Annotated in this window: 19 protein-coding genes and 2 pseudogenes; 10 read left to right on the top strand and 11 right to left on the bottom strand. The window is 58.9% G+C overall.

The window, feature by feature from the left end; genetic code table 11:
* The first annotated feature begins 53 nt into the window (after positions 1-53).
* Both N5D30_RS21860 and N5D30_RS21855 read left to right on the top strand, forming a co-directional pair.
* Entirely contained in the window at positions 54-413 is a 360-nt protein-coding gene (locus tag N5D30_RS21860; protein WP_279910674.1) for a hypothetical protein, read from the top strand.
* A complete protein-coding gene (locus N5D30_RS21855; protein WP_034000034.1) occupies positions 414-725 on the top strand; it encodes a hypothetical protein in 312 nt (103 codons plus the stop codon). It begins immediately after the preceding gene.
* Positions 726-734: 9 nt separating this feature from the next.
* Here N5D30_RS21855 and N5D30_RS21850 read toward each other — a convergent pair whose 3' ends face one another.
* Together N5D30_RS21850 and N5D30_RS21845 are read right to left on the bottom strand one after the other, a co-directional pair.
* The gene (locus N5D30_RS21850; protein WP_279910673.1) at positions 735-875 is read right to left on the bottom strand and encodes a hypothetical protein; all 141 of its coding nucleotides are present in this window, start codon (positions 873-875) and stop codon (positions 735-737) included.
* Positions 876-1,166: 291 nt separating this feature from the next.
* The gene (locus tag N5D30_RS21845) at positions 1,167-2,171 is read right to left on the bottom strand and encodes a site-specific integrase (protein ID WP_279910672.1); all 1,005 of its coding nucleotides are present in this window, start codon (positions 2,169-2,171) and stop codon (positions 1,167-1,169) included.
* 179 nt (positions 2,172-2,350) lie between these two features.
* On the opposite strand from N5D30_RS21845, the gene N5D30_RS21840 reads away from it, so the two are divergent.
* The 3 genes and pseudogenes from N5D30_RS21840 (at position 2,351) to tnpC (ending at position 4,356) form a co-directional block, all read left to right on the top strand.
* Positions 2,351-3,352 carry a DNA-binding protein gene (locus tag N5D30_RS21840; RefSeq protein WP_279910671.1) on the top strand — a complete coding sequence of 334 codons (1,002 nt, stop codon included), beginning with the start codon at positions 2,351-2,353 and terminating at the stop codon, positions 3,350-3,352.
* A gap of 168 nt (positions 3,353-3,520) precedes the next feature.
* Positions 3,521-3,994, top strand: a pseudogene (locus N5D30_RS21835) (Tn3 family transposase); the annotation flags it as partial.
* Complete coding sequence (gene tnpC, locus N5D30_RS21830; protein WP_003117279.1) at positions 3,994-4,356, top strand: Tn3 family transposase post-transcriptional regulator TnpC; 363 nt, start codon at positions 3,994-3,996, stop codon at positions 4,354-4,356. The pseudogene N5D30_RS21835 and the gene tnpC, both read left to right, overlap by 1 nt.
* A 29-nt stretch (positions 4,357-4,385) precedes the next feature.
* Here the strand turns inward: tnpC and N5D30_RS21825 are convergent, their stop codons facing one another.
* Together N5D30_RS21825 and N5D30_RS21820 are read right to left on the bottom strand one after the other, a co-directional pair.
* Positions 4,386-5,240, bottom strand: a complete 855-nt coding sequence (locus tag N5D30_RS21825; protein ID WP_279910670.1) for a sterol desaturase family protein — start codon at positions 5,238-5,240, stop codon at positions 4,386-4,388.
* A 73-nt stretch (positions 5,241-5,313) separates the two neighbouring features.
* Positions 5,314-6,048 carry a helix-turn-helix domain-containing protein gene (locus N5D30_RS21820; RefSeq protein WP_003117280.1) on the bottom strand — a complete coding sequence of 245 codons (735 nt, stop codon included), beginning with the start codon at positions 6,046-6,048 and terminating at the stop codon, positions 5,314-5,316.
* Positions 6,049-6,754: 706 nt separating this feature from the next.
* Here N5D30_RS21820 and N5D30_RS21815 point away from each other — a divergent pair.
* The 5 genes from N5D30_RS21815 (at position 6,755) to N5D30_RS21795 (ending at position 14,580) form a co-directional block, all read left to right on the top strand.
* Positions 6,755-8,017 carry a TolC family protein gene (locus N5D30_RS21815; RefSeq protein WP_279910669.1) on the top strand — a complete coding sequence of 421 codons (1,263 nt, stop codon included), beginning with the start codon at positions 6,755-6,757 and terminating at the stop codon, positions 8,015-8,017.
* Complete coding sequence (locus N5D30_RS21810; RefSeq protein WP_003452298.1) at positions 8,014-9,474, top strand: efflux RND transporter periplasmic adaptor subunit; 1,461 nt, start codon at positions 8,014-8,016, stop codon at positions 9,472-9,474. The genes N5D30_RS21815 and N5D30_RS21810 overlap by 4 nt, the downstream gene beginning before the upstream one ends.
* The gene (locus N5D30_RS21805) at positions 9,471-12,620 is read left to right on the top strand and encodes an efflux RND transporter permease subunit (protein ID WP_279910667.1); all 3,150 of its coding nucleotides are present in this window, start codon (positions 9,471-9,473) and stop codon (positions 12,618-12,620) included. Before N5D30_RS21810 ends, N5D30_RS21805 begins: the two co-directional genes overlap by 4 nt.
* A gap of 145 nt (positions 12,621-12,765) precedes the next feature.
* Entirely contained in the window at positions 12,766-13,098 is a 333-nt protein-coding gene (locus N5D30_RS21800; RefSeq protein WP_003452302.1) for a DUF2790 domain-containing protein, read from the top strand.
* Between the two features lie 156 nt (positions 13,099-13,254).
* Positions 13,255-14,580: an OprD family porin gene (locus N5D30_RS21795; RefSeq protein ID WP_003452303.1), complete on the top strand. Its 1,326-nt coding sequence runs from the start codon at positions 13,255-13,257 to the stop codon at positions 14,578-14,580.
* Positions 14,581-14,757: 177 nt separating this feature from the next.
* On the opposite strand, the gene N5D30_RS21790 is transcribed toward N5D30_RS21795, so the two are convergent.
* From N5D30_RS21790 to N5D30_RS21760, 7 genes and pseudogenes are all read right to left on the bottom strand, one after another.
* The gene (locus N5D30_RS21790; RefSeq protein WP_004574337.1) at positions 14,758-15,201 is read right to left on the bottom strand and encodes a DUF411 domain-containing protein; all 444 of its coding nucleotides are present in this window, start codon (positions 15,199-15,201) and stop codon (positions 14,758-14,760) included.
* Complete coding sequence (locus N5D30_RS21785) at positions 15,191-16,033, bottom strand: cytochrome c (RefSeq protein ID WP_064495845.1); 843 nt, start codon at positions 16,031-16,033, stop codon at positions 15,191-15,193. The genes N5D30_RS21790 and N5D30_RS21785 overlap by 11 nt, the downstream gene beginning before the upstream one ends.
* A 9-nt stretch (positions 16,034-16,042) precedes the next feature.
* Positions 16,043-17,134: a copper resistance protein B gene (locus N5D30_RS21780; RefSeq protein ID WP_279902415.1), complete on the bottom strand. Its 1,092-nt coding sequence runs from the start codon at positions 17,132-17,134 to the stop codon at positions 16,043-16,045.
* Positions 17,124-17,438 (bottom strand): hypothetical protein, encoded by a 315-nt coding sequence (locus tag N5D30_RS21775; protein WP_024616826.1) that lies wholly within the window; start codon positions 17,436-17,438, stop codon positions 17,124-17,126. Before N5D30_RS21775 ends, N5D30_RS21780 begins: the two co-directional genes overlap by 11 nt.
* A 12-nt stretch (positions 17,439-17,450) precedes the next feature.
* Positions 17,451-19,274: a copper resistance system multicopper oxidase gene (locus tag N5D30_RS21770; protein WP_090432320.1), complete on the bottom strand. Its 1,824-nt coding sequence runs from the start codon at positions 19,272-19,274 to the stop codon at positions 17,451-17,453.
* A 193-nt stretch (positions 19,275-19,467) separates the two neighbouring features.
* Positions 19,468-19,674, bottom strand: a complete 207-nt coding sequence (locus N5D30_RS21765) for a co-regulatory protein PtrA N-terminal domain-containing protein (protein ID WP_003139535.1) — start codon at positions 19,672-19,674, stop codon at positions 19,468-19,470.
* 184 nt (positions 19,675-19,858) lie between these two features.
* Positions 19,859-20,669, bottom strand: a pseudogene (locus N5D30_RS21760) (ISL3 family transposase); the annotation flags it as partial.
* Positions 20,670-20,747 lie beyond the last annotated feature (78 nt).

Below are 20,747 nucleotides of genomic sequence, written 5' to 3'. Positions count from 1 at the left end.
CATGGTACAGCCCTCCAAACACGGAGCTGCGCGCAAGAAAAGGAACTCAAGTCATGCTTTACCTTACCGATCTGCAACCTGCTTATTGCCCAAAGTGTGGCAAGCCCATGGAGCCGCGGTTGCATGGCTGGGAAGCACAGGATCGTTTCTACAACGCCAAGCAGCCATTTCTCTGCGATTGCGGCGCGCGTTATCTGCTTAAGGAAAATGCCGTTGCCAATGCATTCGATCATGCCGAGCCCGTAGGTGGTGATGCCGGCTTCGATCGTGCGGATAGGATGAACGTGATATCCGAGTTGTATGTGATTCTCGGTGCTCTTGATGCCCCCGAGGCGGTGCTGGATCAGGTGCTAGCCGCAGCCGAAGGTGATTCGCTGCCGTACTCCACGCTGCTCCCATTCGAGAAGAAATAAATGGACAGGATTCATTGGTTTGCCGTTTCAAACCCCGAGCAGAAGCGGTTCCCCGAATGGAGGCGCTCTTTCGGCATTGACGACAACGGCATGGTCTTCGTGCCGGCAGCGATGGCCGGCGATGATTCAGAGATGCACGTCATGCTCTGCGCGGCTGCCGAAGGCCAAAGCACAATCGTTCACCTCGATCATCACTTCGTGCCCAGCGGCTGGCTCAAGCGAGAGTTCCCCAAGCATATCGAGCTGATCGAGATCATCGAGGCCCGTGCACAATTGACGCTGGCGGCTGCCTTTCAGCAGCACGAGACCTAGGGGCACTGGTCAGGGCTTTGGGGCGTTAACCAGGAGCCCGGTCACGATCAACCCGGCGCCGGCGAGCTTCCGCAGCGTGATCGCTTCGCGCAGCAGTAGCCACGCCATCAGCATGGCTACCACGACGCCGCCCTTGTCGATCAGCGCCACCGTAGCTACGCCCGAGCTTCGACGTTTTGCAATAGAAGATCTGAGACAGCGTCGTGGTGATGCCGGAGAGACCAAGCCACAGCAGGTTGCGCTGGCTGACCTCGGCGAGCTGCTATAGGGGGCCTGCGACAAGGTGCAGTTGAACAGCCTACGAATCGTCAGCACCAGTTCGCCGGGCAGCGTGGGCCGGGCGTCCAGAATAGGATTCTATAATCGACTATAAAGACCTATAAAGTTCATTCTAGAGCGGCTCAGCTGCCCGTAAACGCCAGCAGCGAGTCCGATCGCGCTTCATGTGGCACCGTTGTCCCTGATGTGTACCGATGTTAATGAGAAGCTGATTTTGCCCAAAGAGCCAGCATGAAGCTCAAGGGCAGGTTTAGCTGCAAGGCCGCCAAAGGAGATGGCGGGGTCGATGTAGCGCATGGCGGACTTGATGTCCTTCCAGCCCACGTAAGTCATCAGCGCCTTGAGATCCCAGCCGTTGGCCGTGGCCCAGGTAGCGAAACCTCGGCGTAAGGAATGGCTGGTGTACAGTTCGGCTGGGATGCCCGCACGCTGCAGGATCTGGCGTAGCAGGCTGATCAGGCTACCGGGATGCAAGGCCTCGTCGCTCAGGTGCCCCCAGCGATCCAGGCGGCGGAACACTGCGCCGCGGGCGATGCCGGCGGCACTGATCCAGTCGAGATAGGCCTGTACCGGGCAGAGGCGCTTCAGGGCCGGTGCGTAATGGGTCGTGCCGAGGTTTTCCCGGTCACCCTTGCTCTGCGGCAGGAACAGGCTCATGCCAGCACCGGCTTCGGCCTGGATATGCTCGACCTGCAGTCGACAGAGTTCGTCGCTGCGAAAGCCGCGCCAGAAGCCGATCAGCAGCAGCGCCGCATCGCGCCGACCGCGCAGCAGGCTTGCCAAGTTGCCGGCCTGCCGAGCCCGTTCGGCTTCCTGATTCAGCCAGTGAACCGCCTGCTCCAGGTGCTGCAACTGCAACGGTGCAGCCTGCTTCGTTTGCGCCGGATGCAATGTGCGGATGCCTTTGAGTACCTGGCGCACCGTGGGCGTCTTGGTCGGATCAGGAAAGCCCTGGGTGATGTGCCACTGAGCCAGAGCAGCCAGGCGCTGCTTGAGCGTGCTGCTGCTTAGGCTGTCGGCGTAGTCCACCAGGTAGCGCACGATGCTATCGCTAGTGGCGGGCAGAAAGCCGCCCCACACCACTTCGAAGTGCTCGATGGCCGACTGATAGCTGCGGCGGGTGTTTTCCCGCGTACCGGCTTGCAGATAGCGCCCGACGTCTTTCATCGCTCGAAATGCCCTTTGTGTACTGGAAAACGGCAGCTAAGCGACCGTTTGTGCCGATCTCATTGAATAAGCCTCCATTATTTTATCTGATTTAATCGGTTAAAACTCGCTTTACATAGGATTAATTTAGAATGTAAATACATGGTATGTACTACATTACGAAATCGAAGGAGCAGATCATGGCCCGTGGCGGCATCAACAAGGCGCTAGTTCAGAAGGCGCGACAGGCCATCGTGGCGCGTGGCGAGAACCCCAGCATCGATGCGGTACGGGTCGAACTAGGCAATACCGGCTCGAAAACCACCATTCACCGCTACCTGAAAGAACTCGAAGACGCCGAGCGCGGCCGGAATACGGCAGCAACGTCGCTCTCCGAACAGTTGGCCAACTTGGTCGGCCAACTGGCAGATCAGCTAGAGGAGGACGCGCAGGCCGCCGTGGCCCAGGAGCGTGAACAACTGGCACGTGAACGACTCGACTACCACAACCAGGCTCGGCAGGCCGGAAGCCGCATTCAGCAGTTGGAAAATCAGTGCGGCGGGCTCAAGGAACAGCTCCAGACTGCCCAGCAAGCGCTACAGCAGGAGCAGCAGCAACGCCAACAGGCCGAGGTTGAGAATGCCCGCCTGGTGCAGGCTAACGTCGATCAGGAGGCGCGCCTGCAGGATCGCGACAGCCAAATTCGCTCGCTGGAGGAAAAACATCAGCATGCCCGTGATGCTCTGGAACACTATCGTCAGTCCAGCAAGGAGCAGCGTGAGCATGAACAACGTCGACACGAGTCGCAGGTGCAACAACTGCAACTGGAACTGCGGCAACTGCAGCAGACCTTGATAATCAAGCAGGACGAACTGACCCAGCTGAACCGCGACAATGCGCGCCTGCTCGCCGAGGCGCGGCAGTTGCAAAAAGAACAACATGCGCAGCAACAGCTACTGGTGCAGAAGACCCAGGCCCTGGAAACCGCCAAGAGCGCATTGACCGGTGTTGAGCGCGCGAATGAAGCCCTGGAACAGCGTTGCAGCACATTGCAGGAGCAAGTGGCCAAGCTTGGCGAGGTTTCCACGATCCAGGCACAAAGAGAGCAAGGCTTACAGGAGCGCTTGTCCGAAGCGATCGCGCAACTAAAGCTGCTTGAGCATATGCCACCTACGAACGGCGGGGGGGCAAATGGCTCATAAACTGGCGCACTGAGGTCAGGAGCAGGCCCTCGCGAACCCTGTGCGGGTCAGCTGACAGGCCATATTCAATTGCATGAATGGTACCCAGCCGCATGGAAATAGTTACTTTAAAAAACAGCTGCTTGCAGAACGAATGTCCTAATTTTTGCCTTATCTCGGCATGACCCCTACCACGCGGCACAGGCACTGGGCAGCGTGATCCGTACGATCTTCCTGCTCAACTGGATCGGCAGTCGCGAGTTGCGCCAGGAGGTTACCGCGAACACCAACAAGATCGAGTCCTACAACGGATTCTCCAAGTGGTTGTCCTTCGGTGGCGACGTGATCGCCGAGAACGATCCGGACGAGCAACAGAAGCGACTGCGCTACAACGACATGGTGGCCTCGTCGGTGATCCTGCAGAACACTGTGGACATGATGCGGATCCTGCAGAAATTGGCCCGCGAGGGCTGGCAGTTCACCGATGAAGATGTGTCCTTCCTCAGCCCCTACCTGACCAGCAACGTCAAGCGTTTCGGCGAGTTCAACCTCAAGCTCAACCGGCCGCCGGAGCCCTGGATCAAAGACTCGGTGTTCCAGCAGGCAGCCGGGTCCATCCGCACTGGCAAGCTCGGTACTGCGGAAACCGAGGAGATGACCTGATGAACATTCCTCCTGCGTCATTTCGCGTCACGCCCTACGGCGAGGTAGATGCCGAGGCGCTGGAGCGTTTGCATGACGACTACGACACCATCCAGTTGCTGCGTCTAGTCGATGGGCTGGATCTGCTGCTGAAGGAAATGAACAACATCGGCGGCCTCAGGGATGGCCTCCTGCGGGTACATGCCATGGCGAAAACGGTGCTCGATGGTGCGGCACTATCGGTGTCTGTGACGGAAGGCGGCAGTATCTGGGAGGAAGCCGAGTCGCTTGATGAGGATCTGGTGGAACTGGGCAATTGGCTGGCCAGTGTCAGAGTTCAACTGAAACCCTTGATCGAACTCATGCCGGTCGATCCTCATTAACCAGCTAGTCGCCAGCGACACCGAGCAAGCTACTGACTTCTGAACGGCTCGACAATCTGACCCACATAGCCTGTCGGATAGTCCCGGTCACGCAGTCCTACTTCGGCGCTGCTGGGCTTGCTTGCGCTGTCATAGAAGGTTCCAAGCAGTTGATCCCACACCAGCAAGAACTCACCAAAATTGACCTGCGCATCCTCGAAGTCGCGTTTGTGATGCCAGCGGTGTGTTTCTGCAACGCCGATGACGCGCCGTAGCCAGCCCAACGAGTAGTCCAGATTTGAGTGCTGGAAGGCCAAATGTACCGTCAGGATGCCGAACCAGGTGGCCACGAGTGCAGAAGGAGTGCCCATCGCAAAGAGCACGAGCAGCCCAGGCCCTGCCATGATGGCGGCATGCAACGGGTGCCGGCGCTCGCCGTTCATCCAGTAGAGCCGCTCAGCGCTATGATGTGGCTCATGCAAGCGCCACTGCCATGGAACCTGATGGCTGAAGCGGTGCATGGCGTACAAGCTAAGGTCCAGCACGGCGGCGACAATGACTAGCTGAGCCCACAGCGGTAACTCTGTTGGGAAGACACGGAACTCTGCGGGCACCCAATCGCCCAGCCGGGCCAGCACGGTCGCCGTAATCTGGATCACGGACAGGTTCACGACCATATGGATGATATCAGTAAGGGTATCCTGGTGGTCCTCCAACCAGTCGTCACGGAACGGCTGCACGCGTTCCAGCAGCGCCACCAGCAGAATCCCTAGGGCGGCAATGATCGGCGTGCTGGGCCAATACGGAATACCCGTGTAGAGCAACCAGATCATCCAAGCTGCGGCCCCGCCAAAGATTGTTGGGTAGCTGAGCCAGCGGATCATGAACCTGAGTGAACTGCCCATCGTGAAGCCCTCCCTGAGATGACTCCACTTTGTGCCAATCACCTGTGATGGCGCTTGAACAGAAAAGCTGAATTCAGCCTTTCAGACTGACATGACCCAAGGCAGATGAGGGGTCGAGGCCAAACAGGTCGCGGAAGGTGCGGGAAAAGTGGGCAGCGTCAGCGAAGCCGGCAGCGTGGGCGGCCGCAGTCAGGTTGGCGCCGCTGGCGATATGCTGGAGCGCTATGACCAGGCGATTCCATTTCCGGTAGCTGCGCAGCGGCAGACCGGTCTGTTCGACGAACCAATGTGAGAATCGGGTAGGCGACAGATGAACGCGCTTGGCCAACGCCTGCCTGCCATTAATCGGCTCTTTTAACGCAGCGAGGACCGACTGCAGTCGCGGATCGGAGGCCGGCGGAGTCGTAAGGTTGAGAACAAGGCGCACCATTTCCCGAATTTGCTGGGCTGACGGATCGGAGCTGCTCAGCAATTTTCGCAGCGATGCTGTATCGCCCATCTGAATCGGAGTGATGCCCTCCCCGATGTTATCGGGAAGTGCTCGCGCCTCATCGGACAGCGCGTCGAGGTAGATCGACAACACTTCGTCAGCTTCGATCTGATGGGCCACCCCTGCCCTGATGCAGATGGCCCTTGCCGTCACCGACGAGGATGTACACTTCACAGTCAAGCTGCCGTTCAAGCTGACGGTAATTTGATGCGCCATGTGGCTATGCCAATCTTGGCTACCCGCCTGCCCCAGAAAAATGCCCAGCCCGGGTGAAATCCAGGCTCTGCCATGCCAGCCGATACCCTGCGTTGCGTTCATTCAGCGGCACCTCAGGGTTCCACATCCCGCTGCATTTTGTGCACTAATGAGCTTTATAGCTAATTATAGAGTGATTATAGAATCCTCTTTGGCCTGAACTCTATCGCTTGCTCGATTGAAATCTCACCCGCTACAAAATCAGCTCGCCCTGTGAGACTAGACACTCTATTTGATCCAAATCAACGAAGTGCTGTTATCGTCAAAAGGAGCATTCATGGCTCGGGGGCAATCTGCTATCGTCGGCCTATTGCCCCGCCTGGTGAATTGCTGTGCGTCGGATTGGATTGATCCTGCTAATGATTGCTAGCCTCGTGCTGCCGACCTTCGGCGGTGTGGCTTTCAGCATGCCGGCACAACCTTGCCCGATGCAGAGCGCCGATCATCAGGGCCATGCAATGGCCGATGCTCCGTGCTGCGAGCAAATGGACAAGTCTGATGGGGTGGCCAAGAAGTCCCCTTGCAAACCCGGCCAGGAATGCAAGACCGGAGGACTTCTCCAGACCACCGTGATCAAGAGCATATCCCCTCTCCCCTCACGCCCCGAGATATTGCTGACCCAGTCGGTGATTAAGCGAGAGCCCGCAGGACTCTGGCGCCCTCCTCGTTTCGTCTAATGCAGTGATCATCCCGCGCCTTACAGTCAGGCGCATCGTCGCGGTCACGTTTCGTAGTCGCGACTTCGATCAATCGCATTGGAGGCGAAAGCATGTCCGCTTTCCTTTTTCCACGCCGTAGCTTTCTCGGTGTGTTGGCTGCCGCATTCTGGGCAGCTCCCTGGCTTGCCGCGCAGGCGCAGCCCCTAACTTTCGAACGAGCCCAAGCTCTGGCCGAGCAGAGTGCCCCTGAGAACCTCGCGCGCCAGGCGCAGGTGGCATCGGCACAGCAGGCTGTCGAGCCCGCAGACGCCCTGCCCGATCCCAAGCTGATTCTAGGCATCGACAACCTGCCGATCGAAGGCCCTGACCGTTACACGCTTAATCGTGACTCCATGACCATGCGCCGCATTGGGTTCATGCAGGAAGTCCCCAACAGTGACAAGCGTCAGGCTCGGCGCCAGTTGGCCGAGGCTTCAGTAGGCCGAGCCGAGGCCGAGCAGCGTGCCATGCAGTTGGAGATCAAGCGCCAGACGGCAGTGAGCTGGCTGGATGTGTACTACGCCGAACGCAGTGTTGGCCTCTTCGATCAACTGGACCGTCAGATCGAGATGCTCCGCTCGACCGTGCAATCGCTGATTGCCGGCGGTAGTGCTCAGCCTGGCGAGCTGTTGCAGGCCGACCAGGAAGCTTTGGCGTTACAAGATCGGCGAGATGAACTGAATCGCGATGTGGCAGTAGCTCGTGCCAAGCTGCGCCGCTGGATAGGCAACGAGGCTGACCAGCCTTTGCAAGGAGGTGTTCCCAGTCTGAACCTGGTGGCACCGCACCTGCAGCAACGCATTGCCTCACACCCTGAGTTGCGCGCTGCCTCCGCCCGAGTCGGCGAGGCTAGCGCCGAGCTGAACGAGGCCATCGCCGAGAAGACCCCCGACTGGGGTGTTGAGTTTGCCTACAACAATCGCGACAACCAGTTCGGCGATATGGTGATGGTGCAATTTACCTTCGACCTGCCGTTGTTCGTAGGCACACGTCAGGGGCCCAAGATCAACGCCAGACAACAAAGCGTGTCGCAGATGGAAGCCGAGCAGGAAGCATTACTGCGCGCCCATCAGGCTGAGCTGGAAGGCGGTATTGCCGAGCTTGAGCAACTGCGCAGGACCTTGTCACGCACCGAAAAAACCTTGATCCCGCTTGCAAGCAAACGTGCCGATCTCGAACTGGCCGCCTACCAAGCCGGTAACAGCCAGCTCACATCCGTTATTACTGCCCAGCGCGACCTGATTGATGCGCAACTGCGGCAGATTGAACAACAGCGCAAGTTGAGCCAGCTCTCCGCAAGCCTGTACTACGCCTATGTGGAGGGCCTGAAATGAAGATATCGACATTTGGTTTTGCGGTCGCCGTGCTGACCGTGGGCATTGGCGCGGCGGGCGGTGGCTACTGGCTGGCCCAGCGGCAAGCCAAACACGAGCTACTGCCTAGCTCCGCACCGACGGACGAGCGCAAGGTGCTCTATTGGTACGACCCGATGCAGCCTGAGCAGCGCTTCGATAAACCGGGCAAGTCACCTTTCATGGATATGGAGCTTGTCCCTAAATACGCAGGATCCGAGCAAGATCCGTCTGTCCTGAGCGTCCCCGCTCAAGCCGTGCAGAACCTCGGAATGCGGACCTCGACGGTGATCCGCGGTGTACTGCCCTCGGATATCGAGGTGGTCGGCTCCCTGGCCTATAACCAGCGAGAGGTAGCGAACCTCCAGGCCCGCGCTGGCGGATTCGTCGAGCGGGTTTACGGGCGTGCCCCTGGCGATGTACTGCCAGCTGGAACACCCCTGGTCGACCTGCTGATTCCCGAGTGGTCCGCCGCGCAGTTGGAGTTCCTCGCGGTACTGCGTACCGGTGACGCCCGCTTGATCACTGCGGCCCAAGAGCGCCTCCGCCTGCTCGGCATGCCACAAGCGTTGATAGAGCAGGTTCGCCGCAGCGGCAAACCGCGGGCAGTGCAAACCCTCACCACACCTATCAGCGGCGAGCTCCAAGCCTTGCAGGTACGCGCCGGGATGACCGTTGAAGCCGGGCAGGATCTGGCGTTGATCAACGGGCTGTCCAGTGTCTGGCTCGATGCGGCGATACCCGAGGCCATGGCCGGAAGTATCCAGGTCGGGGACGAGATCCGCGCCAACCTGACGGCCTTTCCTGATCGACCGCTGCTGGGCCGCGTCATAGCCTTGCTGCCGAGTGCCGATCCGCAAACGCGCACGCTCACGGTACGCAGCGAGCTACCCAACCCTGCCGGTAAGTTGCGCCCCGGCATGTTCGCCGCCGTACGCCTGAACAGTGCCGTCGAACAATCCACGCTTCTTGTGCCGAGTGAAGCCGTGATTCGCACCGGGAAGCGTGCATTGGTGATGCTGGCCGAAGGCGACGGACGCTACCGTCCCCAGGAAATCACCTTGGGCCGCGAGGCCGATGGGCGTCTGGAGGTGTTTTCCGGTCTTGAGGAAGGTCAGGCGGTCGTTACCTCCGGCCAGTTCCTCATCGATTCGGAAGCCAGCCTGCAGGGCATCCTGGCCGGCAATGCAGAACAGGACAGCACGGAGGGGCTGCATGTGTCTCACGGCGTTATTCGCGCACTGGACGGGAAACAAGTCACCCTGGAGCATGGCCCCTTCGAGAGCCTGAATATGCCAGGTATGACCATGGCTTTTCCTCTGGTCAGCTCCGAAGTAGCTGTGGGACTTAAGCCAGGAGATCACGTACGCATCGCCGCACGTCAGACAAACTCCGGCCTGCTGATCGAGCAGCTCCGCAAGGAAGGAGACCAGCCATGATCGCGCGCCTGATCCATTGGTCGATCGGCAACCGCTTCCTGGTACTGCTGGCCACCCTGTTCATCACCGCCCTGGGCCTCTGGTCGCTGCGCAACACGCCGTTGGATGCACTGCCGGACCTATCTGACACCCAGGTCATCATCAGAACCAGCTTTCCCGGACAGGCACCGCAGATCGTCGAGAACCAGGTGACCTACCCACTGGCCACAACCATGCTCTCGGTACCGGGGGCGAAGACGGTGCGCGGCTACTCGTTCTTCGGCGACTCCTTCGTCTACGTGCTGTTCGAGGACGACACCGACCTCTACTGGGCGCGCTCGCGGGTGCTGGAGTACCTCAACCAGGCGCAGGAACGCCTGCCCGAGGGTGTTACCACCACCCTTGGGCCGGATGCCACCGGCGTGGGCTGGATCTACCAGTACGCCTTGGTCGACCGCAGCGGCCAGCATGATCTTGCCCAGCTGCGGGCACTGCAGGACTGGTTCCTCAAGTACGAACTCAAGAGCCTGCCCAACGTAGCCGAAGTGGCCACCCTCGGCGGCATGGTCAAGCAATACCAAGTGCTGCTCGATCCGCAGAAGCTGGTGGCTTATGGGGTAACTCAGCAGGAGGTCGAAGCGGCGCTGAAGAGCGCCAATCAGGAAACCGGCGGCGCCATCCTGGAGCTGGCAGAGCGCGAGTACATGGTGCGGGCTTCAGGCTATCTAGAGAGCCTGGCGGATTTCCGCAATGTGCCGCTGCGGGCTTCGGCCAGCGGAGTTCCGGTGCTGCTGGGTCAGGTGGCCACCATTCAGCTGGGGCCAGAGATGCGTCGTGGCATTGCCGAGCTGGATGGCCAGGGTGAAGTGGTAGGCGGCGTGGTCATCTTGCGCTCCGGAAAGAATGCCCGCGATACCATCGCCGCGGTGAAGACCAAGCTGGACAGCCTGAAGGGCAGCTTGCCGGCCGGCGTCGAGGTGGTCACCACCTATGACCGTTCGCAATTGATCGACCGCGCCATCGATAACCTCAGCTACAAGCTGCTGGAAGAGTTCGCGGTGGTTGCCCTGGTTTGCCTGATCTTCCTCTGGCACCTGCGCTCGTCGCTGGTCGCGATCATCACCCTGCCCCTGGGCATCCTGATGGCCTTCATCGTCATGCGCTACCAGGGCGTCAATGCCAACATCATGTCGCTCGGCGGGATCGCAATCGCCATCGGCGCCATGGTCGATGCCGCCGTGGTGATGATCGAGAACGCGCACAAGCACATCGAGGCCTGGAAGGCTCGACACCCCGGTGAACCGCTTCAGGGCGAGGCGCACTGGCGGGTGATCGGCGAAGCTGCGGCCGAGGTCGGGCCGGCGCTGTTCTTCAGCCTTTTGATCATCACCCTGTCTTTCCTCCCGGTCTTCACCCTGGAGGCCCAGGAGGGTCGCCTGTTTGGCCCGCTGGCATTCACCAAGACCTATGCCATGGCTGCCGCTGCTGGCCTCTCGATCACCTTGGTACCGGTGCTGATGGGCTATTGGATTCGTGGGCATATCCCCAGCGAACAACAGAACCCCTTGAATCGTTGGCTGATCGGTGCATACCGGCCGGTGCTGGAGTGGGTGCTGGCTTGGCCTAAGGTGACCCTAGCGCTGGCCTTGCTAGTGTTTTTGTCCAGTCTCTGGCCCCTCAGCAGACTCGGAGGAGAGTTTCTACCGCCGATGGACGAGGGCGACTTGTTGTACATGCCATCAGCCCTGCCCGGCTTGCCGGCCAGCAAGGCCACCCAGCTGCTGCAGCAAACCAACCGGATGATCCTCACGGTGCCCGAAGTGGCACGGGTATTCGGCAAGGCCGGGCGAGCAGAGACCGCCACCGATCCAGCACCGCTGGAAATGTTCGAGACCACGGTGCAGTTCAAACCACGCGATCAATGGCGCGCGGGGATGACACCCGAAAAGCTGATCGAGGAACTGGATCGCGCGGTAAAAGTTCCGGGGCTGTCCAATATCTGGGTGCCGCCCATCCGCAACCGCATCGACATGCTGGCGACGGGGATCAAGAGCCCCATTGGGGTGAAAGTATCCGGAACCTCCTTGGTCGACATCGAGCGCATAACGCGCGATATCGAGGCCGTGGCCAAAGAGGTGCCTGGGGTGAGTTCGGCCTTGGCAGAACGCCTTACTGGCGGCCGTTACGTGGACATCCAGATCGATCGACTGGCCGCGGCGCGCTATGGCCTGAGCATCGCCGATGTGCAGGCGGTGGTATCGGGCGCCATCGGCGGCAGCAATATTGGTGAGACGGTTGAAGGACTGGCCCGCTTCCCGATCAACCTGCGCTATCCCAAGGAGTGGCGAGACAGTCCGCAGGCACTACGGCGTATGCCGATCCTCACGCAAGCCGGCCAGCAGATCACCTTGGGCACCGTCGCCCAGGTTAGTCTGACCGAAGGGCCGCCAATGCTGCGCAGCGAGAACGGGCGTCTGTCCGGTTGGGTCTATGTCGATGTCCGTGGGCGCGACCTGGCATCGACCGTGCGCGAGTTGCAGCAACGCGTAGCTGAGCAGGTACAACTCGATGCTGGCATGACCGTCTCCTACTCCGGTCAGTTCGAGTTCCTGGAGCGCGCCAATGCACGGCTGGCCTGGGTGGTACCGGCGACCTTGTTGATCATCTTCGTGCTGCTTTACCTGACCTTCAGCCGCTTCGGTGAGGCCCTACTGATCATGGCAACCCTGCCCTTCGCCCTATCGGGCGGCATCTGGCTGCTCTACTGGTTCGGCTTCAACCTGTCGGTTGCCACTGGGGTCGGCTTTATCGCCTTGGCCGGCGTCTCGGCGGAATTTGGGGTGATCATGCTGCTGTACCTGAAGAATGCCTGGCATGCACGTATGGATGCCGGGCGCAGCGGTGCCCCGGCACTACTGGAGGCAATTCGTGAAGGCGCAGTGCTGCGCGTGCGGCCCAAGGTGATGACGGTGGCCGTGATCATCGCCGGCCTGTTGCCAATCCTCTGGGGCGGAGGTGCCGGATCTGAAGTGATGAAGCGCATCGCCGCGCCCATGGTCGGCGGCATGATTACCGCGCCGCTGATGTCCATGTTGGTTTTGCCGGCCGCGTACTGGCTGATGCGAAGGCAGCGTACACAGAAGGTTCGCGCACCGCAGGAGCTATAGCTTTACAAACCCGGGCAAGCCACGCGCCAAGCTGACTCGCCCGGGTAACGCGGCAGGAAGCATTACGGCGATGTAACTTTGACTTCATTTTTATGACAGGTTGAGCGGATATATTTTAATCACCACCTTGAAGGAGTGATTAAACATGAAAAGCCTCAAAGTTATTGCAGCCCTTGCCGCTATGGTTGTTTCCTCTGCCACTCTGGCAGAAGGCGGCGCTGATCGTGTTTATGGTCGGATGATTCAGGCCAATGAGCAGGCCATGCAAGAGTATGCTGCCGCTAACGGAAAGAATCCGCCTGAAGTTATTCATTACCGCTACGGCATGAAGCTCGATATCGCCAGGGTCGTGGCCACTACCTCAACGGACTCTAGCTGCAATGTGATGCCAGCCCAGATGACCTACGAGGACTCCAACGGCGATCTGAATATTCTTGAATACCGTGCAGCCGGAACAGGTTGCCGGAACCAAAACTAATAAATGACATCGCGCTGACTGAAAAGTAATTTTCAAGTCACCCTGACGTTATTTGGCATGTGGAAATATGGCCAAGGCGCGCCTGGTTATGCCCGGCGCGCTTGGCACATATATGCGACCACACAATGACAACTGCCAATAACATCAGGAGCATTTATGAATAACAGAACCCTGTTAGGACTTTCTCTACTCGCTCTGAGCATCAGTACCGGGCAAGCTGCAATGGCCGCCGACGAGAAAGGCGAGGGATTTATCGAAGGCAGCAGCCTGACCATCCTCAATCGAAATCTCTACTTCAACCGTGACTTCCGCAAAGGCCAGTCCAGCAGCTCGGGTAATGGCTATTCGGAAGAGTGGGCGCATGGCGTGATAGGCCGATTCGAGTCTGGCTTCACCGAGGGCACCATAGGCTTCGGTGTCGATGCCTTTGCCATGCTAGGACTCAAACTTGACACCGGCGACGGCCGTTCAGGAGCCGGTGGCTCAGTCGATGTGCTGCCTTACAACAGCCTCGGGCAGGCTGAGGATAACTACTCCAAACTGGGTGGCGCGGTGAAAGCTCGGTTCATGGATACCGAGATCAAGGTAGGCGACGTCTTTCCTGTCAGCCCTGTCGTCCAATACGGTGATGCGCGGCTTTTACCGGAGAGTTTCCGAGGTATCACCGTGCTCAACAGCAGCGTGGAAGGACTGTCGCTTCAAGGTGGTCGCCTCCACTCGATGAGCCAACCCAATACCAGCAGCATGCGCGACGGCTTCGCTACCTTCTACGCAGGCGAAGTGGACTCGCCATGGATCGCCTATTTCGGTGGTGATTACACGCTTAATGACAACGTCGGCTTTAGTCTCTACACCAGCCGCCTCAAGGATGCCTGGAATCAATATTACGCGGGCACCACGCTGAGCTACCCGCTTGCGGACGATGTCGCCTTGATCGGCGGGCTGAACTACTACAAGGCGGTCGATGAAGGGAAGCAGCTCCTCGGGAGCTTCGATAACAACATCTGGAGCGGCAAGGTCGGCATCCAATTCGGCGCTCACACAGTGCTGGTGGGTCTCCAGCGCAACAATGGCGATGATGACTTCGACTACTTGCGCCAATCGGACTCCATCTACCTCGACAACTCCATCCAGTACAGCGACTTCAACTCGCCGAAGGAGAAGTCATGGCAAGTGCGCTATGACCTGGATATGGAGCCTTTCGGTGTGCCTGGGTTGAGCTTCATGACTCGATATGCCCAAGGCTGGGATGCCGACTACAGCAAGGCCAACGAAGTCTATATGCGCCGTGATGACAACGGCGATCCGTTGACCAACCAGAAGCGCTGGGAGCGGGACATCGAGGCCAAGTACGTTGTGCAGACTGGATCACTGAAGGATATGTCTTTCCGTGTTCGCCAAATGACCACTCGCGCGACCGATTACGAGTCGGATCTGGATGAAGTCCGCCTGATTGTCGAGTACCCGCTGGAAGTTCTCTAACCCTGGCAAGCGGGCGGGTTGATTGCCCGCTCGCGCCTTGGTCCTGCTGTCCCCTCGTAGTGCTCCTTTGGTTTGGAGACAGCCCTTGGCGCCCTCGGGCGCCTTTTTTACTTAGGTTAAAGGGCGTATGAAAAAGAGTCGGCCACTACACACAAGCGGCCGTGCTGGCAGGCAGTACTACTGAGCGGGATATTCTGCAACGACCTGATCAGACCCCGCCTTGGTCAAGCCAATGACCTGGTAGGCATGCTGTACGCCATCGACTTCCATACCGGGGGAGCCCGCCGGCATCCCGGGAACAGCGATGCCCACGAGATCATCGCGCTTGGTGAGCTCGATGACCTGAGCCGCCGGCACATGACCTTCGACGAACTTGCCGTCAATCACCGCGGTGTGACAAGACGCCAACCGCGGCGCAACGCCCAGACTTTGCTTCACTGCCGACATGTTGCTTTCGACATGGTCGACGACTTTGAAGCCATTCGCTTCGAGGTGTGAGATCCACTTCTTGCAACATCCGCAATTAGCATCACGATGGACATCAATCGTCAGGGCATCAGCGGCTTGAACTCCAGTTGTGACGGAGAGAGCGGCCAGCAAGGCCAGATATTTAGCTTTCATGCACGTGCTCTTTGCCATCGGCGTGGGTGTGGGTCTTGGGCGAGGCATTCGGAGTTTGCTCGGAATGATGGTCTCCGCCGCTTGGGGCGGCCTCATCCCCGGCATGGTGATCATCGCCACTCATGTCCGAATGGTGACCTGCCTCAGGTGCGGAGCCACCCTCGCTATCAGTAGCCGCGGCATCGTGATGGCCAGGCTCTCCGGCATCACCTGTTCCATGATGGTCTTCGCCACCGCCGCTATTGCCATGATGGCCAGGCTTGTTGTCGCCGTGCTGACCTTCATGATTGTGCATTTGCGTTTCCCCACCACCATGCTGATGGCCGCCACTGGATGCGACGAGTGCTTGGTATTGCTTGGCATCCATCGTCGGCAATTGGTCAATGAAGGCAACCATGCCCCAGATGTACTCATCGCCCATGCTCTTGCCCCACGCAGGCATACCCGTTGCCTTGATGCCATGCTTGATCACCCAGAACGCTGCTGACGGATTGCCATCGACACCGATCTTGGCGAGGTTGGGAGGCGCAGGGTAAAGCGATTGGCTTAGCTCGGTCTCCGCCACACCTGGCGCCAAATGACAGCCGATACACATGGAGTTGTAGTTGCCCGCACCGGCGCGAATAAGAGCTTGATCATCCAGGTTGGGAACCTCGATGTCCTGCGAACGGACTTCGATAGAGCGGTCGCGGGCCATCGTGAGAAACGCATACACTGCAGGAAAATGGGGATCATCGGCCCCCACGTTGACCACGCCAAAGTAGGCGCCGGCCAGGACAGCTGTGCTACCGACCACGCCGGCCGCCACCAAAGTTTTAATTGTTCTTTTCATGTCAGGTTCTCAAAACCACATCCGGATACCGGCGACAAAACGCGCCTCGTCTACATCACCGCCCTCGTCACGCACCATGTCTGCCGTGTTGCCATAGGAGCGGCTCCAGGAAACCCCGATATAGGGGGCAAACTGTCTGACAATCTCGTAACGCAAACGCAAACCGAGTTCGGTATTGGCCAACCCAGACCCCACACCTCGTTCAGGATCGTTCTTGCCGTAGAAGTTCATTTCGGCAGTTGGCTGGAGAATCAGCCGGTTGGTCAGCAGAATGTCGTACTCGCCCTCCAGTCGGGCAGCAGTTTGGCCATTCTCGCCGACGAAGGCCGTGGCTTCGGCCTCAAAGGCGTAAAGCGCCATGCCCTGGATACCGAAGGCGGCCCAAGTCTGCGGCGACTCCGGTTTGAAGTCCTGGCGAACGCCCGCGACGACATCCCACCAAGGGCCGATCGAGCGGCCGTACAGCAGCTGTAATTCAGCATCCTCGGTCACGCCGTTGGTACGCTCGCCTTCGGAGCGGAACCAGACCCGGTTGATATCACCGCCTACCCAGCCCGACGCATCCCAGGCCAGGGTGCTGCCCTCATCTGCGTCCTGGTATTCGAGCTGATCGAGCAGGAAAAAACTGTTGATGGCGCTGTCGTGAACCTTGTGGCCAGGTAATGGCGGGAAAGCCGCTTGGCGATCAGCATCCGTCAGAACGGGAATCGGCGTACGGCTGGTGGTTCTCGGGGCTTCAGCGGAGCCATGGTTCATCTTTGAATGATCCATGCCCTCCATCTGTCCTTGCATGGCGCCATGCCCCATCTTGCTGTGATCCATAGCCTGGGCCTTCTCTTGGCTCTGGCCGTGGCCCATCTGGCTATGATCCATGCTGCCCGAAGCACCCTGCATGGCACCATGGTCCATCTTGCTGTGATCCATGCCCTCCATCGGCGCTTTGGCGGAACCGTGGCCCATCTGGCTGTGGTCCATCGACATGGAGCCGTGCCCCATTGCCGAATGATCCATTTCTTCCGCAGCCTGGGTAACGCCGCCGCTGAGTGCACTCAGCGACACGACCAGCGCTATGAGGGACGGGCGTGAAAACCTAGTGGTCATGGTTCGAACCTGCTTCGGCTTCGGTGCCGCCATGCTTATCCATCATCTTCTCGTGCCCCATATCGTCATGGTTCATGCCCTCATGATCCATGGTGCCATGATCCATCTGCTGGCCAGCGGCCTTGCCTTTCGATTGATCTGCAGGCTTGTCACTGATGGCCTCGGGCGCAGCCGACTCGGCAGCATGTTGTTCGTGCTCGCTGTGCCCCTCACCTGCCAATGACGTCGGCGCGTACAAAGCAGCCAAAAAACTGAACATCGCTGCGCTGCCAAACAGGGCATTACGCTTCATAAAAGTACTCATCAGAAATCTCCTTTACTCATCCACACGGACTTCACGGAACATGCCCATTTCCATGTGGAGCAACAGGTGGCAGTGGTAGGCCCAACGCCCCAACGCATCGGCGGTCACCCGATAGCTGCGCTTGGAACCTGGCGGCATGTCGATGGTGTGTTTACGCACCAGGAAATTGCCGTTCGCATCCTCCAGATCACTCCACATGCCATGAAGATGGATCGGGTGAGTCATCATGGTGTCGTTGACCAGCGTGATGCGAACACGCTCGCCGTACTTGAGGCGTAGAGGCTCGGCGTCAGAGAACTTGATTCCATCGAAGGACCAGGAGAATTTCTCCATATGCCCGGTGAGGTGCAGCTCGATGGTGCGACTTGGCTCACGCCCGTCCGGATCAGGGAAGGTGCTGCGCAGGTCAGAGTACGTCAGCACGCGCCGGCCGTTATCACGCAGGCCGATACCTGGGTCGTCCAGCTTGTGCGTCGGCGTCATGGTCTGCATGTCGACCAAAGGATTGTTGGTCTCTGAGGCCGGGTGTGCCTGCATGTTGCCAGCCATGCCAGCCATGCCAGCCATGCCAGCCATGTTTGAATGATCCATTCCGGCCATCTGGCTGTGATCCATACCAGCCATGCCACCCTGCATGCTGCCATGATCCATTCCCGCCATATTGCCCTGATCCATCCCGGCCATGTTCCCGTGATCCATACCGCCCATGCTGCCGTGATCCATACCCATGTCGCCCATGGCAATCAGCGGACGCGGGTCGGGGCTGGGTACTGGTGCACTCAACCCCTCCTGTACAGCAAGGGTGCCGCGCGCATAGCCAGTGCGATCCATGGATTGTGCAAACACGGTATACGCCTGTTCGCTGTCTGGTTCGACGATCACGTCGTAGGTCTCGGCCACGGCGATACGGAACTCGTCGACGCTGACCGGTTTGACGTGCAGACCATCGGCCGCAACCACAGTCATCTTCAGGCCCGGGATGCGCACATCGAAATAGGTCATCGCCGAGGCGTTGATGAAGCGCAGGCGGATCTTTTCGCCTGGTTTGAATATGCCGGTCCAGTTGCCATTGGGTGCCTGGCCATTCATCAGGTAGGTGTAGGTGTAGCCACTGACGTCAGCGAGATCCGTCGGGCTCATCTTCATCTCGGCCCACATCTTGCGATCGGCTACGGCGGCGGACCAACCCATCTCGCTTACGTCATCGATGAAGTCACCAACGGTGCGTTTGTGCTGGTTGTAGTAGTCCGACTGTTTCTTGAGCTTGGCCAGTACCCGCGTTGGATTTTCATCCGTCCAGTCGCTCAGCAACACGACGTAATCACGGTCGTAACTGAAGGGCTCGGGCTCCTTGGCATCGATGACCAGCGCGCCGTATACGCCGACCTGCTCCTGCAGCCCGGAGTGACTGTGATACCAGTAGGTACCGTTCTGGTTGACCTTGAACTTGTACTCATACATGCCGTCAGGGGCGATGCCATGGAAGCTCAGGCCAGGAACACCATCCATGTTCGCCGGCAGGATGATGCCGTGCCAATGGATGGAGGTGTCCTCCTTGAGGCGGTTGCGCACGCGCAATGTGACGGTATCGCCTTCGCGCCAACGAAGAATCGGCCCAGGGAGCGAGCCGTTGATGGTCATGGCCGTGCGCGCTGCGCCGGTGATGTTCACCGGGGTTTCACCGATGAATAGGTCGAATTCGTTACCAGTCAGTACGTTGGGCTGGCCGGGGCTGTTCACCGCCCAGACCGGCGTGCGCCACAGGCCAAGTCCGCCGATAATACCGGTGGCTGCCAGGCCTTTGACGAAGGTGCGCCTTGTGGTTTTGCTTTGCATGCCGTTTTGTCCAATCCGTCAAATGAGCCGGTGATGGTGTGCCCGGTCTCGGGTTCATGGCTGCTTCAATGTCGGGGATTTACCCCTCAACTTTCCACGTCGGTGCATTGCACAAGCCTTACCGACGATGAGCAGTATGAAACTGCCATATCCCAACCATCCGGGTGATTACATTTCTGTAAGGTAGATGACTTCAGCAGTTGGTGTGCTCTGCTTGCTCGGTTGGACTGCTGGCTACAGGAGCCTCAACTTTCTGCTGCTGGGCCACCCGGTAGGCCTCCAGAGACGTCTGGCGTGCCTGCTCCATGCGCGCGAAGGTTCGGTCAGCACCACCTTCAGCCATTGCCAAGCTGGAGATGCTCAGAGCAGTAACTACAAGCAGAGCTTTGATCGATTTCATTTTGGGTATTCCTCGTAAGTTAAGTGGTCCCTGCAACTGCAGAGGCCGAGCTTTAGGCTCGATGTCACGTTAACTAAGAGGGCCTGTCAGCAACCTGAGCCGAACATTACAGTTCTGTCAGGTTGCTATTTCTTTCGGGTATCCGGATTAAGTGGTTGATGGGCCTTCCAGCCCCATCCAACCCTTAGTCCTTCCAGAAGGTTGATAGATCGACACCGAAGTTCTTCTCAGGCTCGGGGAGTCCCATGTTGTAGGTCATGGTGGCTCTGCCCAGAAACGGGGATTCCTTGACTTGTGGCGCCTTCTTCTTGTGCTTGGTGGTATAGAGCATCCGGGCTCGCATTACCTCGAACGAATAGCCCCGGCCATCACGGTTTTTGTCCTTGGCTAGGCGGTTTATCGACTACGTGAAAGCGTTGGTGATCGGGATGTCGGTCTCAAAGTAGGTCAGCATCTCTTCACGCCAGCCACTGACGGCGCTGACGAGATCCTTCCAAACCTCCTTCTGCCCCTGAGGGATGTTGTCAATCCAGGTGGCGAGAGCCTGTTCGGCACCACGCCGATTGGTACAGTCCCAGATATGGTAGAAGCGCTCCTTGTGCTCGTAAGCCGCCAAGAGCTGGGGGGAATGCTCCTGTCCAGGTCTCCATGATGAGCCGTTCGCGGTCTGAAACGTCGTGAGCGCGCTTCAGCAGGATTTTCCGGTCACCTTTGAGGGTCCGGCGCTGATTGGGCTTCAACTCCTTCCTTAGGCCTTTGCGGATCTTCTCTAAGGCCTCGTTGGCCATGCGCACGACGTGGAACTTATCGACCACGATACGGGCCTGTGGCAGCACCGTCTGGAAGGCGCGGCGGTAGGGCTTCCACATGTCCATGCTGACGATCTCGACCTGGTGGCGGTTGGCCATGCTCATGAGGCGTCTTGTCACCCTCTCTTGCTGACGACCGGGTAGCAGGTCCAGCAGGGTGCGCTCTTCCAGATTGGTTAGGATGCAGCAGAGCCCTTGGCAGCAGTCGTGCATCAGGAACGTACAGCTGGCTCATGAAGGCGTGCCGCCTTATCAAGGCCCAGG

The sequence above is a fragment of the Pseudomonas sp. GD03875 genome, from assembly GCF_029840585.1.
Classification (GTDB): Bacteria; Pseudomonadota; Gammaproteobacteria; order Pseudomonadales; family Pseudomonadaceae; genus Aquipseudomonas; species Aquipseudomonas paralcaligenes.
The sequence above is the reverse complement of the archived record's forward strand: the minus strand, read 5'-3'. Positions and strand labels throughout refer to the sequence as shown.